This is a genomic window from Modestobacter sp. SYSU DS0290 (assembly GCF_054050955.1).
On sequence record NZ_JBJHAI010000006.1, the window covers coordinates 108,467 to 126,212 of the forward strand.

Here is a 17,746-nt window from a genome sequence, read left to right on the forward strand (position 1 = left end):
CCCAGCAGGTCGATCCCCGTAACAGGGGTGGGCTACTGTCCGCGCTCAACCAACGGCTGGGAGGTCGAGTGACGCACGCGCCCCACCGTGCTGAAGGGCACGGGGAACGCAGCAGCGCCCGGTACGGATCAGGTGCACCACCGGCACGGGGACCCAGGTCCCGGCGGTGGCGCACCGGCCGACGACCTCTGGCCCTCGCCCTGCTGGTGGCCGCCGTCGCCATGGCCCTGGCGACCCTCGTCCCCGGGATCGCCTCCGCCGAGGGCGAGCGGCTGGTCGGCACCCTGCAGACCAGCCGCAGCGGCCCGATCGAGGGCGTCGAGGTCACGGTCGAGACCGCCGACGGCGAGGAGGTCGATGCCGTCGAGACCGACGAGGACGGCCGGTTCGCCATCGACCTGCCCGGTGCCGGGGCGTACACGATCAGCCTCGACGAGGACGCCCTCCCCGACGGCGTCACCCTCAGCGAGCAGGGCGCCAGCCGGGACATCACGGTCGACACCGGCCGCTCCCAGCCGGTCAACTTCGGCCTGGTCGACGGCAGCCGCGGCGCCGGGGGCGGCAACGTCCAGGCGGTGCAGCTGTTCGTCGACGGGCTCCGGTTCGGCCTGGTCATCGCCATCTCGGCCGTCGGGCTGTCGCTGATCTTCGGCACCACCGGGCTGACCAACTTCGCACACGGCGAGCTGGTGACCGCCGGCGCGATCATCGCCTGGTTCATCAACGTCCAGGGCGGGGTCCCGCTGATCCCGGCGGCGCTGCTGGCGATGGTCGGCGGCGCGATCGTCGGCGCGCTCAACGAGTTCGTGGTCTGGCGTCCGCTGCGCCGCCGCGGCACCGGCCTGGTGGCGGCGCTGGTCGTGTCGATCGGGCTGTCGCTGCTGCTGCGCTACCTGTACCAGGTCATCTACGGCGGCCGGAGCAACTCCTTCGCCCAGTACCAGAGCCAGCGCGCCGAGGACTACGGCCTGTTCACGATGACCAACCGGGCACTGGCCTCGATCATCATCTCCCTGGTCGTGCTCCTGCTGGTGGCCGTGATGCTCCAGCGCACCAAGATCGGCAAGGCGATGCGCGCCGTCTCGGACAACCGCGACCTCGCCGCCTCGTCGGGGATCGACGTCAACCGGGTGATCCTCTTCGTGTGGATGCTCGGTGGCGCGCTGGCCGCCCTCGGCGGCGTCCTCCTCGGCCTGTCCGACCAGGTGCAGTGGGACATGGGCTTCCGGCTGCTGCTGCTGATGTTCGCCGGCGTCACCCTCGGTGGCCTGGGGACCGCCTACGGCGCCCTGGTCGGCAGCGTCGTGGTCGGCGTGTTCGTGCAGATGTCCACCCTCGTCATCCCGAGTGACGTCAAGTACGTCGGAGGCCTGCTGCTCTTGATCGTCATCCTCGTGATCCGGCCCCAGGGCATCCTGGGCAGCCGCGCCCGGATCGGCTGAGCGCATGGCCGACCTCATCGACGCCCTGGCGGTCGCGCTCAAGTCCGCCGTCGGGTTCCAGGCGATCTTCTTCGCCCTGCTCGCCATCGGCATCAACGTCCACTTCGGCTACACCGGCCTGCTCAACTTCGGGCAGATCGCCTTCGCCATGCTCGGTGGCTTCGGCATCGCCATCTCGGTCAGCCAGTGGGGGCTGCCCTTCTGGGTCGGCGTGCTGGTCGGCGTCGTCGCCGCCGTCGTCCTGGCCCTGCTGCTGGGCCTGCCCACGCTGCGGCTGCGCGCCGACTACCTGGCGATCGTCACCATCGCCACCGCCGAGGGGCTCCGGCTGCTGTTCCGCTCGGTGTCGGCGACCGAGGTGACCGGCGGCACCCGCGGGCTCTCGGCGTTCAACGGGTCCTTCTACGACCTGGCCCCGTGGGACACCTCCGCCCGGTACTCGATCCTCGGCACCCGCTGGAGCGGCGGTGAGCTCTGGATCGCCCTGGTCGGCTGGATCGTCGTGGCGCTGTGCACCCTGCTGGTCTGGCAGCTGGTGCGCAGCCCCTGGGGCCGGGTGCTCAAGGCGATCCGCGAGGACGAGGACGCCGTCCGGTCGCTGGGCAAGAACGTCTACGCCTACAAGATGCAGGCCCTGGTGCTCGGCGGGGTGATCGGGTCGTTCGGCGGCATGGTCTACGCCGTCGGCACCGGCTCGGCGATCCCCGACCAGTACCAGAACGCCAACACCTTCCTCGCCTACGCCGCCCTCATCCTCGGCGGCGCGGCGCGCGTGCTGGGCCCGGTCATCGGGTCGATGCTGCTGCTGTTCATCCTGCAGTTCGCCGACACCGGCCTCCGCTCGCTGATCTCCAACGGCCTGATCCCCGACGAGCTGCTGACGTCCACCGACGTCGCCCAGATCCGGTTCGTGCTGGTCGGGCTCGGCCTGATGCTGTTGCTGGTGTTCCGGCCGCAGGGCATCTTCGGTGACCGACGAGAGGTGATGCTCGATGCCCGCTGACCCCCTGTCCCCCGGGGCGCAGCCGCACGGCGCCCACGCTGCCCAGCCCGAGGAGCTCGCCCGGGCCGGCAGCGGCCAGCACCGGGCAGCACCCCAGCGACTGGCCCAGGCCGCGCTGCGGGACCTCCCCTGGGAGGTCGGCGTCGCCAAGCCCGACCCGGCGATCGTCGTCGACGGGGTCACCCGCACGTTCGGTGGCCTGACCGCGGTCTCGGTGGACCACCTGGAGGTCCAGCGGGGCGGCATCACCGGCCTGATCGGACCCAACGGTGCCGGCAAGACGACGCTGTTCAACCTGCTCACCGGGTTCGACCAGCCGAACACCGGCAGCTGGTCCTTCGACGGGCGCGACCTGGGCAAGCTGTCGCCGCACCAGGTCGCCCGGCTGGGCGTGGTGCGCACCTTCCAGCTCACCAAGGCGCTGTCCCGGCTGACCGTGCTGCAGAACATGCTGCTCGGCGCCCAGGGGCAGAGCGGCGAGAGCTTCCTCAAGGCGCTGCTCCCGGTCACCTGGCGCAAGCAGGAGACGGCGAACACCGAGCGGGCCATGGAGCTGCTGCGGCGGTTCAAGCTCGACGCCAAGAAGGACGACTTCGCCGGCAGCCTCTCCGGCGGCCAGCGGAAGCTGCTGGAGATGGCGCGGGCGCTGATGAGCGACCCGAAGGTCGTCATGCTCGACGAGCCGATGGCCGGGGTGAACCCCGCGCTCACCCAGAGCCTGCTCGGCCACGTCAAGGACCTCCGCGAGGAGGGCATGACGGTGATCTTCGTCGAGCACGACATGGACGTCGTCCGGGACATCAGCGACTGGGTCGTGGTGATGGCCGCGGGCAAGGTGATCGCCGAGGGGCCCCCGGAGTCGATCTCGCAGAACCGGGCCGTGGTCGACGCCTACCTCGGCGCCCACCACGACGCCCCGCTGACGATCGAGGAGGAGGACCGGATCCTCGCCGAGGACGAGGAGATCATCGCCCGCGAAGAGGGCCGGGACGGCTCGGGGAGGACGCACCGATGAGCACTCTGGACGACCCCGCCAGCGAGGACCCGATGTTCCAGGTCGAGTCCGGGAAGGGCCCGGCCGCCGCGGCCGGCGAGCTCTCCCCCGCGGAGAAGGCGGCCACCCGCGAGGAGCACGTGCGCCTGGCCGAGGGTGCCCTGGTGCGCGCCGACGAGCTGGTCGCCGGCTATGTGCCGGGGGTCAACATCCTGCGCGGGTGCGACTTCTACCTGCAGGACGGCGAGCTGGTCGGCATCATCGGCCCGAACGGCGCCGGCAAGTCGACGCTGCTGAAGACCCTGTTCGGGCTCATCCCGGTGCGCTCGGGTGGGGTCACGCTGCGCGGCGAGGACATCACCGGCGCCCCCGCGCACCGGCTGGTGTCGATGGGCGTGGGCTACGTGCCGCAGAACAACAACGTGTTCCCCTCGCTGACCATCGAGGAGAACATGCAGATGGGCGTCTACCTGCGGCCCAAGACGTTCAAGGACCGCTTCGACTACGTCGTCGACCTGTTCCCGCTGCTCGGCGAGCGGCGCAAGGGCAAGGCCGGGTCGCTGTCCGGTGGTGAGCGGCAGATGGTGGCGATGGGCCGCGCGCTGATGATGGACCCGTCGGTGCTGCTGCTCGACGAGCCGTCCGCCGGGCTGTCGCCGGCCTACCAGGACGAGGTGTTCATCCGCTGCCGGCGGATCAACGCCACCGGCGTCTCGATCATCATGGTCGAGCAGAACGCCCGCCGGTGCCTGCAGATCTGCGACCGGGGCTACGTCCTCGACCAGGGCCGCAACGCCTACACCGACACCGGTGAGTCGCTGATGCACGACCCGAAGGTCATCGAGCTCTACCTCGGCACGCTGGCGAAGGCCCAGTAGCCCTCGGCCCGGCAGACGGCGCCGTCCCCCACGCGGGGGGCGGCGCCGTCGTGCGTCCGGGGGCGGCGCGGGGAGGCGCGGCAGCGGTGACGGTGCTGCCGGCGCTGCACCTCGCGCTCGTCGCGGCCTGCGCCGGGCCGCAGTGGACGGTACGCGGGGTGGTCCCCCCCAGTCACCGCCCTCCCCGCCGAGGCCTCCCCACTCTCCACCGCGGCGCTCCTGCCGCGGCACCGGCGGCTGGGCAGGGCTCCTCCGCCGCGGGACACCGCCGCCTGCTGCGGGTGGACACCGCCCGGGTCGCCGTCGCCACCGGCAACGTCCTGGCGACCGGCCGGGTCGCCCGCGGCTGACCCGGGACGCACTGCGGCCCGGCACCCCCGAGGGGGCACCGGGCCGCAGGTGGAGCGAGCGGGTCAGCCGCGGGCCGGGCCGATGCCCTGCGCGTTGAGCCCCTGGATGATGCGGGCGGACTCGTCGAACCCGATGACGACGATGCCGTCGGGGTTGAAGTCGACCATCTGCTGCACCTCGGCGTCGAAGTTCGCCGCCGTGGGGTCGTAGGTGACGCTGCGGATGGCGTCCTCCGGGACCCCCGAGTCGATCAGGTTCTGGACGGTGTTGTCGGCCAGCCCGGTGCCGTAGGAGTCGTTGCGGGCCAGGATGCCGACCGAGTTGTCGCCGTTCTGGAGGATCAGGTCGGCCAGCGCACGCGCCTGCAGGGTGTCCGGCGGGGCGGTGCGGAAGTACAGGCCGTTGTCGGCGTAGGTGGTGAACTGGTCGGAGGTGTTCGCCGGGGAGAACATGACCACGCCCGCGCCGACGATCTGGTCGATGACGGTGAGGCTCACCGTGGAGGACGCGGCGCCGATGATGGCGTTGACGCCCTCGTTGAGCAGGCGGTCGACGGTCTGGGTGGCGGTGTTGGTGGAGGCGTCACCGGAGTCACCGTTGACCAGCCGCACGTCCTGGCCCAGGACGCCACCGGCCTCGTTGATCTCGTTGATCGCCAGCTCGACGCCGGCGAACTCCGGCGGGCCGAGGAAGGCGAGGTCACCGGTCTCCGGCAGCAGGGTGCCGATGACCAGCTGGTCGCCGGTGGCGCCGGGCGCAACGGGGTCCGGACCCTCGTCGCTGGCGGCGTTCGCCTCGTCGCCGGCGAACACGTAGTCGTTGTTCTCCGGGTCGATGGTGTTGTCGTCCTCGAAGGACAGGATGCCGAAGCTGGCCTCGGCGGGCTCACCGGGGTCGGCGAAGGCCAGCGGGCCGGTGATGCCGTCGTAGTCGGGGTTGCCGCCGGCGTTGATGATCTCCAGGCAGGAGGCGAAGTCGGTGCACTTCTCGCCGCCGAAGGTGATCCCGTTGATGTACGGCGCGAACGCGCTCGCCTGGTTGCTGCCCGCCATCTGCGCGGCCAGCGCGCTGAGGACGACGGCGTCGTAGGACTCGCCGGCGTAGTTGAAGTCCTGCAGGTCGGGGTCGACGGTGAGCAGCCGGTCACGGAAGTCACCGGAGAGGTTGGTCAGCGGCGTGGTGCCCGACATGCCGGCCAGCGCGCCCTGCTCGGAGAAGTCCTCGCCGAGGGCGTTGCCCATGTTGCCGTCGGTGCCGTAGACGTTGACCTGCTTCTCGCCGCTCGCGTCGCCACCGCCGCTGCCGGAGTCGCCGCCGTCGTCGCTGCCGCCGCCACAGGCGGTCAGCGCGAGCAGGGCGGCACCGGACAGGGCGATCGCGCGAGCGGTGGTGCGGGTGCGCATCAAGGAACTCCCAGTGGGGTGCGTGCGTGGTCGCCGGTCCCGGTGGGCTGGTCAGCCCACCGGCCGGCCGGTCGGTGCGGAGAACCTAACTGCCGCACCGGCGGCCACCAGCCCTGCTCAGTGCACCGTGATGACGTTGTGACCTGGGCGACTCCGGCGTGCCACACCGTGGGACACGCCGACACACGCACGCAACGCGGGTGGCGCGCACCACAGCTGCCAGGCGACCACCGTCACCTGCCCGGGGAACGCAACGGCCGCCGGTCCGCGGGTTCGCGGAGCCGGCGGCCGTCCTGGGGTCGCGGCGGGGTCAGGCGGTGGGCTGTCCCCCGGCCGGGGCGGCGTCGTCGACCTCGGTGGCCATGATCGCCTCGGCCAGCGCCCGCATCGAGGTGCGCTCGTTCATCGCCGTGCGCTGGATCCACCGGAAGGCCTCGGCCTCGGTCATCCCGCGCTCGGTCATCAGCCGGCCCTTCGCCTTCTCGATGACCTTGCGCGCCTCCAGGCGCTCCTTCAGGTCGGCGACCTCGGCGTCCAGGGCGTGCATCTCCTGGAAGCGGCCGACGGCGACCTCGATCGCGGGCACCAGGTCGTTCTTGGAGAACGGCTTCACCAGGTAGGCCATCGCACCGGCGTCGCGGGCACGCTCGACCAGCTCCCGCTGACTGAAGGCGGTGAGCACGATGACCGGCGCGATGCGCGCGCTGGCGATCTGCTCCGCGGCGGCGATGCCGTCCAGGACGGGCATCTGCACGTCGAGGACGACGAGGTCGGGGCGCAGCTGCTCGGCCTGCTCGACGGCGGCCTGCCCGTCGCCGACCTCGGCGACGACGACGTACCCCTCCTCCTCGAGCATCTCCTTGAGGTCGAGGCGGATCAGCGCCTCGTCCTCGGCGATGAGGACCCGGGTCGGCTCGTTGCTCACGGAGATCATCCTATCGACCGCAGGAGCGGAACCCGAGCCGGATAGGCTGCGGGCCACCCAGTCGAGTTGGCCCCCGTACCCCAATCGGCAGAGGGAGCGGATTCAAAACCCGCGCAGTGTGCGTTCGAGTCGCACCGGGGGCACCAGGCAATCAGTGAGAACTGCAGCGATCCACAACCCGCGCAGTGTGCGTTCGAGTCGCACCGGGGGCACGCAGTGGTCCGTCGTGGCGCCCCCTAAGTTGGCTGTCGTGACCGGCCACATGACCCCCGAGCAGTTCCGCCAGCACGGCCACGAGGTGGTCGACTGGATCGCCGACTACTGGGGACGCCTGCAGGAGGACCCGGCCTCGCTCCCGGTGCGATCGCAGGTCTCCCCCGGGGACGTCCGTGCCGCGCTCCCCCCGCAGGCGCCCGAGCAGGGCGAGCCGTTCGGCGCGGTGCTGGCCGACCTCGACCGCGTCGTCGTCCCCGGCCTCACCCACTGGCAGCACCCCGGGTTCTTCGGCTACTTCCCGGCCAACACCTCCGGCCCCTCGGTGCTGGGCGACCTGGTGAGCGCGGGCCTGGGCGTGCAGGGCATGTCCTGGGTGACCAGCCCGGCCGCCACCGAGCTCGAGCAGCACGTCATGGACTGGCTGGCCGAGCTGCTCGGGATGCCGGAGTCCTTCCGCTCCACCGGCACCGGCGGCGGCGTCGTCCAGGACTCCAGCTCCGGGGCCAACCTGGTGGCACTGCTCGCCGCCCTGCACCGGGCCAGCAAGGGCGCCACGCTGCGCCACGGCGTGCTCCCCGAGGAGTACACCGTCTACGTCTCCGCCCAGACGCACAGCTCGATGGAGAAGGCCGTGCGGATCGCCGGCCTCGGCACCGAGGCGATCCGCATCGTCGAGGTCGACGAGCAGCTGGCGATGCGGCCCGGCGCCCTGGCCGCACGCCTGGAGCGGGACGCCGCCCGTGGCTTCACCCCGGTGCTGGTCTGCGCCACGGTGGGCACCACCTCGACGACGGCGATCGACCCGCTGGCCGAGATCGGCCCGGTGTGCCAGCGGTTCGGGGTGTGGCTGCACGTCGACGCCGCCTACGCCGGGGTCAGCGCGGTCGCACCGGAGCTGCGCGCACTGCAGGCCGGGGTGGAGTGGGCCGACAGCTACACCACCGACGCGCACAAGTGGCTGCTCACCGGCTTCGACGCCACGCTGTTCTGGGTGGCCGACCGCGCGGCCCTCACCGGCGCGCTGTCGATCCTTCCGGAGTACCTGCGCAACGCCGCCACCGAGACCGGGGCGGTCGTCGACTACCGGGACTGGCAGATCGAGCTGGGCCGCCGGTTCCGCGCGCTGAAGCTGTGGTTCGTGCTCCGCTGGTACGGGGCGGAGGGGCTGCGCGAGCACGTCCGGAGCCACGTAGCCCTGGCCCAGGAGCTCGCGGCCTGGGCCGCGGCCGACGACCGCTTCGAGGTCGTCGCCCCGCACCCGCTGTCGCTGGTCTGCCTACGCCCCCGCTGGGCCGACGGCGTGGACGCCGACGTCGCCACGATGACCCTGCTGGAGCGGCTCAACGACGGCGGCGAGGTCTTCCTGACCCACACGACGGTGGCCGGCGCCGCGGTGCTGCGGATCGCGATCGGCGCGCCGGCGACCGCCCGTCAGCACGTCGAGCGGGTCTGGGCGCTGCTGGTGGAGGGCCACGACTGGCTGGCCAACGACTTCGCCGAGCAGGCCAGGGAGCGCCAGGAGGCCGAGCGCCGCGAGCGCGAGGAGGCCGACCGCCGGGCGGCCGCCGAGCGGGAGGAGGCCGACCGCCGGGCGGCGGCCGAGCAGGCAGCCGGCGAGCCGACGCCGGTGGTCGAGACGCCCGCCGCCGGGGACGAGACCACCGAGCAGGCGGCCGCCCAGTCCGAGCTGGACGGCGAGCCCACCCCGGACGAGTGACCAGGCCGGGAGGGGCTCAGCCGAGCGAGCGGATGAGCCCCTCCTGGGCGACGGTGGCCACGTGGGTGCCGTCGGCGGACCAGATCTGCCCGAAGCACAGCGCGCGGCCGCTGGCCGCGGCCGGGCTGTCGGTCTCGTAGAGGAACCACTCGTCGGCCCGCGCAGGCCGGTGGAACCACACCGCGTGGTCCAGGCTCGCGCCGACGATCGACCCGCCCCAGCCGCCGCCGATCCGGGCCAGCCCGGCGGAGAGCAGGGTCAGGTCGCTGACGAAGGTGAGCGCCGCGGCGTGCACGTTGTCGTCGTCGGGCAGCCGCCCGGCCACCCGGAACCAGGCCCGGAACGCGGTGTCCCCCGGCGCCCGCGGCTCCGGGTCGTACGGGTCGCGCAGGTACCGCGACTCGACCGCCCGGTTGAGCGCACGGGCGCCCTGCGCCCGGTCGGGATGGGCGGCGAGCACCTCGGGCAGGCCGGGCAGCCCGTCGGGGCCGGGCACCTCCGGCATCGGCAGGGAGTGCTCCACCACCGCCCGCTCCCCCGCGGTGAAGTCGGCGGTGAGCGCGAAGATGGCGACGTCCTCGCCCTTGCGGGTCTGCCGGGCGACCACCCGGCGGGTGCTGAACGACCGGCCCTCACGGATCCGGTCCACCTCGTAGCGGATCTCCTCGTGCGGGTCGCCCGGTCGGAGGAAGTACGAGTGCAGCGAGTGCACCGGCCGGTCGGCCGGCACCGTGGCGTTCGCCGCAGCGAGCGCCTGGGCGGCCACCTGGCCGCCGAAGATGCGCTGCAGCGGCGTCGTCGGGGTCGTGCCGACGAAGAGGTCGGGGGCACGCTCCTCCAGGCCGAGGACGACCATGAGCTCGGCCGCCGGGGTGGGGGCCGCCCCCTCCCCCGACGACGCCGCTGCCGCGGTCACGCCTGCGTTCCCACCTCGTGCACCCGGACGAGGTTGGTCGTCCCGGCGGTGTTGGGCGGGGAGCCGGCCACCACGACGACCTGGTCGCCCTCGCGCAGCCGGCCGATGGACAGCAGCGAGAAGTCCACCTGGGCGACCATGTCGTCGGTGTGCTCGACCGTCGGCACGATGAACGTCTCCACGCCCCACGACAGCGCCAGCCGGTTGCGCACCCGCGGCTCGTTGGTGAAGGCGAGGATCGGCAGCCGGGTCTTCAGCGCCGCCAGCCGCTGGGCGCTGCGGCCGGTCGAGGTGAAGGCGGCGAGCGCGGACACGTCGAGCGCCTCGCCGATGTCCTTGGCCGCGCGGACCATCGCGCCGGGGCGGGACCGCGAGGCGTGCACCAGCTGGGGGGCGAGGATCTCGTCGGTCTCGACCGCGGCGATGATGCGCTCCATCGTTCGGACGGCGGCGATCGGGTGCTTGCCGACCGAGGTCTCCCCCGACAGCATCACCGCGTCGGCGCCGTCGAGGACGGCGTTGGCGACGTCGGAGGCCTCCGCGCGGGTGGGCCGGGAATTCTCGATCATCGACTCGAGCATCTGGGTGGCCACGATGACCGGCTTGTTGCGCTCACGCGCGGCCTGCACCGCGCGCTTCTGGACCAGCGGCACCTGCTCCAGCGGCAGTTCCACGCCCAGGTCACCGCGCGCGACCATGATGCCGTCGAAGGCGTCGCAGATCGCCTCCAGGTTCTCCACCGCCTCGGGCTTCTCCAGCTTGGCGATGACCGGGGCGAACACGTCCTCCTGGGCCATGACCTCGCGGACCAGCTCGACGTCCCGGGGGGACCGGACGAAGGACAGGGCGATGAAGTCGACCCCCAGGGAGAGGGCGAAGCGCAGGTCCTCCTCGTCCTTGTCCGACATCGCGGGGACGCTGACGGCGACGCCCGGCAGGGACAGGCCCTTGTTGTTGGAGACCGGCCCGCCCTCGAGGACCAGGCACCACACGTCCGGGCCGTCGACCTCGGCCACGGCCAGCGCGAGCTTGCCGTCGTCGACCAGCAGGCGGTCACCGACGCGGACGTCGTTGGCCAGGTCCTTGTAGGTGGTCGAGACCCGCTCGGCGGTGCCCTCGACGTCCTCGACGGTGATGCAGACGCGGGCGCCGGTGGGCCACTCCACCCTGCCCTCGGTGAAGGTGCCCAGCCGGATCTTCGGGCCCTGGAGGTCGGCGAGGACGGCGACGGCGCGGCCGACCTTGTCCGAGGCCTCCCGGACCAGGCGGTAGGCCTTCTCGTGGTCGGCGTGCTTGCCGTGGCTGAAGTTGAGCCGGGCGACGTCCATCCCGGACTCGACGAGGGCGGTGACCTGCTCCGGGGTGCCGGTCGCCGGCCCCAACGTGCAGACGATCTTGGCGCGGCGAGACATGGCACTGAAACTAGTCGACCCCCCGGGGGGACACGCCGCACGGGTCGGCCGTGTCCCCCCGGAGGGGCCTAGTCGTCTGGGACGTCTGCGCTGGTCAGGCGGCAGGTCAGCGCAGGGGAACCGCCGTCGGCGTGACCGGGCGGGGCAGCATCGAGGCGCCGGTCAGCCAGGTGTCGACGGCGGCAGCGGCAGCCCGCCCCTCGGCGATCGCCCAGACGATCAGCGACTGACCGCGGCCCATGTCGCCGGCGACGAAGACGCCCGGCGTCGTGGACATGTAGTCGCCGTCCCGGGCGACCGCGCCCTTCTCGGTGACCGCGCAGCCCAGCTGCTCGACCAGCCCGGTGGTCTGCGGGCCGGTGTAGCCCAGCGCCAGCAGCACCAGGTCGGCCGGGAGCACCCGCGTGGTGCCCTCGACGGTCTCCCGGCGGCCGTTGACGAGCCGGACGTCGGAGACCTGGACGCCGGCCACCCGGCCGTCGTCCCCGGCGACGAACCCCTCGGTGTTGACCGCGAACAGCCGCTCGCCGCCCTCCTCGTGGGCCGGGGACACCCGCAGGATCATCTCGTAGGTCGGCCACGGGTTGTCCTGCGGGCGGGTGCCGGGCGGGGCCGGCTTGTAGTCCAGCTGGGCCACCGACGCCGCGCCCTGGCGGTGAGCGGTGCCCAGGCAGTCCGCGCCGGTGTCCCCGCCACCGATGATCACCACGTGCTTGTCCCGGGCGTCGATCGCCGGGTGCTCGAGCTCGCCGAGCGCCTGGCGGTTGCCGTCGGGCAGGTACTCCATGGCGAAGTGCACCCCGGGCAGCTCGCGGCCGGGCAGCGGCAGGTCACGGGCCACCGGCGTGCCGATCGCGAGCACGACCGCGTCGAAGTCCGCGCGCAGCCGCTCCACCGAGACGTCGTCGGGGCCGTCCCCGCCGACGTTGACGTCGGTGACGAACCGGGTGCCCTCGGCGCGCATCTGGTCCAGCCGCCGGTCCAGGTGGCGCTTCTCCATCTTGAACTCGGGGATGCCGTAGCGGATCAGCCCACCGATCCGGTCGTCCCGCTCGAAGACGGTCACCTCGTGACCGGCCCGGGTCAGCTGCTGGGCGGCGGCGAGCCCCGCCGGCCCGGAGCCGACGACGGCGACCTTCTTGCCGGTCAGCTCCGCCGGCGGCTGCGGCGTGACCCAGCCGTTGACGAACGCCTGGTCGATGATCTCCCACTCGATCTGCTTGATCGTGACCGGGGAGTTCTCCAGGTTGAGCACGCACGCGGCCTCGCACGGCGCCGGGCACAGCTTCCCGGTGAACTCGGGGAAGTTGTTGGTGGCGTGCAGCCGCTCGATCGCCTCCTGCCAGTCGTCCCGGCGAGCGAGGTCGTTCCACTCCGGGATGAGGTTGCCCAGCGGGCAGCCGTGGTGGCAGAAGGGGATGCCGCAGTCCATGCAGCGCGCCGCCTGCTCGCGCAGGGCCGGCACGGGGAAGACGGCGTCCTCACCGGTGTCCCGGTTGAGGTACACCTCCTTCCAGTCCAGCAGTCGCAGGTCGACCGGCCGCCGCGGCGGCAACTGCCGGTCGTACTTCAGGAAACCCGTCGCATCAACCACGTGCCGCCTCCATCACAGCTCGGTCCACGTCGTACCCGGCGGCCTCGGCGGCCCGTCGGGCCTCCAGGGCACGCCGGTAGTCACGCGGCATGATCACGCTGAACCGCTCCGACCACCGACCCCAGTCGGCGAGCAGGGCAGCGGCCACCGTGGAGTCGGTCGCCTCCCGGTAGCGGGTGAGGACGTCGCGCAGCCACAGCGAGCTCTCGCCGTCCAGTTGCTCGACCTCCACCATCTCCGGGTTCACCCGGTGCCGGGCGAGGTCGAGCACGTAGCCGATCCCCCCGGACATGCCGGCGGCGATGTTGCGGCCGGTGGGCCCCAGGATGATCGCCGAGCCGCCGGTCATGTACTCCAGCGCGTGGTCGCCCACGCCCTCGACGACCGCCAGCGCACCGGAGTTGCGCACGCAGAAGCGCTCGCCGACCCGGCCGCGGAGGAACAGCTCCCCCGTGGTGGCGCCGTAGCCGATGACGTTGCCGGCGATGACGTTGTCCTCGGCGGCGAAGCCGGACTCCGGCGCGGGCCGCACCACGATCCGCCCGCCGGACAGGCCCTTGCCGACGTAGTCGTTGGCGTCGCCGAGCAGCGTCATGGTGATGCCCTGGGGCAGGAACGCGCCGAAGGACTGACCGGCCGACCCGGTGAAGGTCAGGTCGATCGTGCCGTCGGGCAGGCCCGCGCCACCGAAGCGGCGGGTCACCATCGACCCCAGCATCGTGCCGACGGTGCGGTTGACGTTGCGGACGGGCAGTTCCAGGTGCACCGGGCGGGCGTCGAGCAGCGCTCCCTCGCACAGCTGGATCAGCGTCTGGTCCAGGGCGACGTCCAGACCGTGGTCCTGGGCGGTGACCTGCCGGCGGGCCGCTCCCTCGGGCAGCTCCGGAACGGCGAGGATCGGCGTCAGGTCGACCCCGGCGGCCTTCCAGTGGTCGACCGCCGGCGCCACCTCGAGCAGCTCGGCGTGGCCGACCGCCTCGTCGAGGGTGCGGAAGCCCAGCTGGGCCAGCTGCTCGCGCACCTGCTCGGCGATGAACTCGAAGAAGGTGACCACGAACTCCGGCTTGCCGGTGAACCGCTTGCGCAGCTCCGGGTTCTGCGTGGCCACGCCCACCGGGCAGGTGTCCAGGTGGCAGACGCGCATCATCACGCAGCCCTCGACCACCAGGGGGGCGGTGGCGAAGCCGAACTCCTCCGCCCCCAGCAGCGCCGCCACGATGACGTCGCGCCCGGTCTTCATCTGCCCGTCGACCTGCACGACGATCCGGTCGCGCAGCCCGTTGGCCAGCAGCGTCTGCTGGGTCTCGGCCAGGCCGATCTCCCAGGGGGTGCCCGCGTGCTTGAGCGAGGTCAGCGGCGCGGCACCGGTGCCGCCGTCGTGCCCGGAGACCAGGACGACGTCGGCCTTGGCCTTCGCGACGCCGGCGGCCACCGTGCCGATGCCGGTCTCGGAGACCAGCTTGACGTGGATCCGCGCCTCGTTGTTGGCGTTCTTGAGGTCGTGGATGAGCTGCTTGAGGTCCTCGATCGAGTAGATGTCGTGGTGCGGCGGCGGGCTGATCAGCCCCACGCCCGGCGTGGAGTGCCGGGTCCGCGCCACCCACGGGTACACCTTGCTGCCGGGCAGCTGGCCGCCCTCGCCGGGCTTGGCGCCCTGCGCCATCTTGATCTGGATGTCGTCGGCGTTGACCAGGTACTCGCTGGTCACACCGAAGCGGCCGCTGGCCACCTGCTTGATCGAGCTGCGCCGCAGGTCGCCGTTCGGGTCGGGGGTGAAGCGATCGGGGTCCTCACCGCCCTCGCCGGTGTTGGAGCGGCCCCCGAGCCGGTTCATCGCGATCGCCAGCGTCTCGTGCGCCTCGGCGGAGATGGAGCCGTAGCTCATCGCCCCCGTCTGGAAGCGCTTGACGATCTCGCTGACCGGCTCGACCTCCTCCAGGGGCACCGCGGGGCGCGCACCGGTCCTGAACCGGAACAGCCCACGCAGGGTCGCCGCCTCGGCGGACAGGCCGTCCACGGTGTCGGCGTAGCGCTGGAAGACCTCGTACTGCCGGGAGCGGGTGGCGTGCTGGAGGAGGAACACCGTCTCGGGGTTGAACAGGTGCACCTCGCCCTCACGGCGCCACTGGTACTCCCCGCCGGTCTCCAGCCGCCGGTGGGCGCGCTCGGTGGGGTTGCTCGGGTAGGCCCGCCGGTGGCGCATGGCCACCTCCTCGGCGAGCACGTCCAGCCCGACGCCGTCGAGGGTGGCCGACGTGCCGGTGAAGTACTCGTCGACGAGGTCCTTGGACAGGCCGACGGTCTCGAAGATCTGCGCCATGGTGTACGAGCCGACGGTGCTGATGCCCATCTTGCTCATCACCTTGAGCACGCCCTTGCCCATGGCCTTGACGACGTTGCGCACGGCCTGGGCCGGCTGGATGCCGGTGAGCTGACCGGACCGGATCAGGTCCTCGACGCTCTCGAACGCCAGGTAGGGGTTGACCGCGGCCGCGCCGTAACCCAGCAGCAGGGCGATGTGGTGCACCTCGCGGCAGTCGCCGGACTCGACGACCAGGCCGACCTCCATCCGGGTGCGCTCGCGCACCAGGTGGTGGTGGACGGCGGCGGTCATCAGCAGCGACGGGATCGGCGCGCGCTTCTCGTCGCAGTCCCGGTCGGACAGCACGATGACCCGGGCGCCGGCGGCGATGGCCTTGCTCACCTTGGTGCGCAGCTCGGTGATCGCCTGGGCCAGGGCCGTGCCCCCGCCGTTGACGTCGAAGTGGCCGGTGATCCGCACGGCGGCGAACCCGGGCAGGTCGCCGTCGTCGTCGATGTGCAGGATCTTGGCCAGCTCGTCGTTGTCGATCACCGGGAACGGCAGGAACACCTGCCGGCAGGAGGCCGGGGTCGCCGAGAGCAGGTTCTGCTCGGGGCCGAAGGTGCGCCCCAGGCTGGTGACCAGCTCCTCCCGGATCGCGTCCAGCGGCGGGTTGGTGACCTGCGCGAACAGCTGGGTGAAGTAGTCGAACAGCAGCCGGGACCGGTCCGACAGCGAGGCGATCGGGGTGTCGGTGCCCATCGAGCCGATCGGCTCGGCGCCACTGGCGGCCATCGGCTGCACCAGGATGCGCAGCTCCTCCTCGGTGTAGCCGAAGAGGAGCTGGCGGCGGACGACGGACTCGTGGCTGGGCCGGGCGCGGCGGCGCTCGGGCAGCTGCGGCAGGTGCACCAGGCCGGCGTGCAGCCAGTCGCCGTAGGGCTCGGCAGTGGCCAGCTCGCCCTTGACCTCCTCGTCGGAGACGATCCGGCCGGCGGCGGTGTCGACCAGGAACATCCGGCCCGGCTGCAGCCGGCCCTTGGCGACGACCTCCGACGCCGGGATGTCCAGCACGCCGGCCTCGCTGGCCAGCACGACCAGGTCGTCCTTGGTCCGCCACCAGCGGCCCGGGCGCAGGCCGTTGCGGTCGAGCACGGCGCCGATGAGCGTGCCGTCGGTGAAGGCCACGCAGGCCGGCCCGTCCCAGGGCTCCATGATCGAGGAGTGGAAGCGGTAGAACGCCCGGCGAGCGGCGTCCATCTCGGCGTGGTTCTCCCACGCCTCGGGGATCATCATCAGCACCGCGTGCGGCAGTGAGCGGCCGGACAGGTGCAGCAGCTCGAGGACCTCGTCGAAGGTCGCCGAGTCGCTGAAGTCGCTGGCGGTGACCGGGAAGATCCGCTCCAGGCCGAGCTCGCTCGCCGGGCCGGCCGGACCGTCGAACAGCTCGGTCTCCAGCTTGGCCTCGCGGGCGCGCATCCGGTTGCGGTTGCCCTTGATCGTGTTGATCTCGCCGTTGTGCGCGATGAAGCGGAACGGGTGGGCCAGCGGCCAGCTCGGGAACGTGTTGGTGGAGAACCGGCTGTGCACCAGGGCGATCGCCGACTCGTAGCGCTCGTCGCGCAGGTCGGGGAAGAACGCCGGCAGCTGGTCGGTGGTCAGCATCCCCTTGTAGGTGATGGTGCGCGCCGACAGCGACGCGATGTAGCAGTTGGTGCCGGCGTCCCGGGCGGCCCGCTCGATGCGCTTGCGGAGGACGAACGAGCGCCGCTCCAGCCGGGTGACCCCGTGCGGGGCGGCGGTGCCGCCGAAGGCCTGCGCGTCGGCCCGCGCGCCGATCGTCTCGGCGACGAACAGCTGCGCGAAGAAGGGCATGACCCGGCGGGCGGTGGGGCCGAGGTCGGCGCCGTCGGGGTCGACCGGCAGCTCGCGCCAGCCGAGCACGGTCAGCCCCTCCTCCGCGGCGAGCGCGGCGACCCCGTCGACGACGGTGGCCCGCTCGGCTTCGTCGCCGGGGAGGAAGGCGATGCCGACCGCGTACTCCCCCAGCGGCGGCAGGTCGAAGTCGACGCTGGCCCGCAGCAGCGCGTCGGGCACCTGGGTGAGGATCCCGGCGCCGTCACCGGAGTTCGGCTCGGACCCGGCGGCGCCGCGGTGGTCGAGGTTGTGCAGGGCGGTCAGCCCGGCCGCCACGATGGACCGGGAACGGCGACCGCGGGCGTCGGCGACGAAGGCCACGCCGCACGCGTCGTGCTCGCGGGCCGGGTCGTAGAGGCCGGTGGCGGCGGGGAGCGCCGAGAAGGCGACCGGCGCCGGCTGGGCGTCGGTGCCGGCGAGGCGGCTGGGGGCGGCGAGGTCAGACATGTCACTCCCGTCGTCGGCTGGCCGCGACGCCCGTCCGGCGGAGCCGGGCCCGGGCGCGGTGCGGGGGGTCGCGAGGACCCCGCCGGGTGGTCAGAGCGGGTGGGTGGTGCAGGGAGGATCGGTGCGGGGAGGACCGGAGCGGTCCGACGGGTGGAGCCGCGCAGATCGGGCGGACTCGGTTCGTCCGGACGGCCTGCAGACCCGCGGTCCCGCGGTCGGGTGTCCGCGG

Annotated in this window: 12 protein-coding genes and 1 tRNA gene; 7 read left to right on the forward strand and 6 right to left on the reverse strand. The window is 72.5% G+C overall.

Annotated elements, in window-relative coordinates:
• The first annotated feature begins 206 nt into the window (after window positions 1-206).
• From ACI795_RS07885 to ACI795_RS07905, 5 genes are all read left to right on the forward strand, one after another.
• Window positions 207-1,442, forward strand: coding sequence for an ABC transporter permease subunit (locus tag ACI795_RS07885; protein WP_457074918.1), 1,236 nt, complete (start codon window positions 207-209; stop codon window positions 1,440-1,442).
• Window positions 1,443-1,446: 4 nt separating this feature from the next.
• On the forward strand, window positions 1,447-2,445 hold the full coding sequence (locus ACI795_RS07890) for a branched-chain amino acid ABC transporter permease (RefSeq protein WP_457074919.1): 999 nt from the start codon (window positions 1,447-1,449) through the stop codon (window positions 2,443-2,445).
• Complete coding sequence (locus ACI795_RS07895) at window positions 2,435-3,460, forward strand: ABC transporter ATP-binding protein (RefSeq protein WP_457074920.1); 1,026 nt, start codon at window positions 2,435-2,437, stop codon at window positions 3,458-3,460. Before ACI795_RS07890 ends, ACI795_RS07895 begins: the two co-directional genes overlap by 11 nt.
• On the forward strand, window positions 3,457-4,317 hold the full coding sequence (locus ACI795_RS07900; RefSeq protein ID WP_457074921.1) for an ABC transporter ATP-binding protein: 861 nt from the start codon (window positions 3,457-3,459) through the stop codon (window positions 4,315-4,317). Before ACI795_RS07895 ends, ACI795_RS07900 begins: the two co-directional genes overlap by 4 nt.
• Window positions 4,318-4,403: 86 nt before the next feature.
• Window positions 4,404-4,667, forward strand: a complete 264-nt coding sequence (locus tag ACI795_RS07905; RefSeq protein ID WP_457074922.1) for a hypothetical protein — start codon at window positions 4,404-4,406, stop codon at window positions 4,665-4,667.
• Window positions 4,668-4,730: 63 nt separating this feature from the next.
• On the opposite strand, the gene ACI795_RS07910 is transcribed toward ACI795_RS07905, so the two are convergent.
• Together ACI795_RS07910 and ACI795_RS07915 are read right to left on the reverse strand one after the other, a co-directional pair.
• Window positions 4,731-6,071 (reverse strand): ABC transporter substrate-binding protein, encoded by a 1,341-nt coding sequence (locus ACI795_RS07910; RefSeq protein ID WP_457074923.1) that lies wholly within the window; start codon window positions 6,069-6,071, stop codon window positions 4,731-4,733.
• 310 nt (window positions 6,072-6,381) lie between these two features.
• The gene (locus ACI795_RS07915; RefSeq protein WP_457074924.1) at window positions 6,382-6,996 is read right to left on the reverse strand and encodes an ANTAR domain-containing response regulator; all 615 of its coding nucleotides are present in this window, start codon (window positions 6,994-6,996) and stop codon (window positions 6,382-6,384) included.
• A 69-nt stretch (window positions 6,997-7,065) separates the two neighbouring features.
• On the opposite strand from ACI795_RS07915, the gene ACI795_RS07920 reads away from it, so the two are divergent.
• Window positions 7,066-7,142 (forward strand) — tRNA-Leu (locus ACI795_RS07920).
• Window positions 7,143-7,246: 104 nt separating this feature from the next.
• The gene (locus ACI795_RS07925; RefSeq protein WP_457074925.1) at window positions 7,247-8,929 is read left to right on the forward strand and encodes a pyridoxal-dependent decarboxylase; all 1,683 of its coding nucleotides are present in this window, start codon (window positions 7,247-7,249) and stop codon (window positions 8,927-8,929) included.
• Window positions 8,930-8,945: 16 nt separating this feature from the next.
• On the opposite strand, the gene ACI795_RS07930 is transcribed toward ACI795_RS07925, so the two are convergent.
• The 4 genes from ACI795_RS07930 to gltB all read right to left on the reverse strand — a co-directional run bounded on the left by ACI795_RS07930 (window position 8,946) and on the right by gltB (window position 17,517).
• On the reverse strand, window positions 8,946-9,845 hold the full coding sequence (locus ACI795_RS07930; protein ID WP_457074926.1) for an acyl-CoA thioesterase: 900 nt from the start codon (window positions 9,843-9,845) through the stop codon (window positions 8,946-8,948).
• Window positions 9,842-11,257 (reverse strand): pyruvate kinase, encoded by a 1,416-nt coding sequence (pyk, locus tag ACI795_RS07935; RefSeq protein ID WP_457074927.1) that lies wholly within the window; start codon window positions 11,255-11,257, stop codon window positions 9,842-9,844. The genes ACI795_RS07930 and pyk overlap by 4 nt, the downstream gene beginning before the upstream one ends.
• A gap of 106 nt (window positions 11,258-11,363) precedes the next feature.
• The gene (locus tag ACI795_RS07940) at window positions 11,364-12,851 is read right to left on the reverse strand and encodes a glutamate synthase subunit beta (protein WP_457074928.1); all 1,488 of its coding nucleotides are present in this window, start codon (window positions 12,849-12,851) and stop codon (window positions 11,364-11,366) included.
• Window positions 12,844-17,517 carry a glutamate synthase large subunit gene (gene gltB, locus ACI795_RS07945; protein WP_457074930.1) on the reverse strand — a complete coding sequence of 1,558 codons (4,674 nt, stop codon included), beginning with the start codon at window positions 17,515-17,517 and terminating at the stop codon, window positions 12,844-12,846. Before gltB ends, ACI795_RS07940 begins: the two co-directional genes overlap by 8 nt.
• Window positions 17,518-17,746 lie beyond the last annotated feature (229 nt).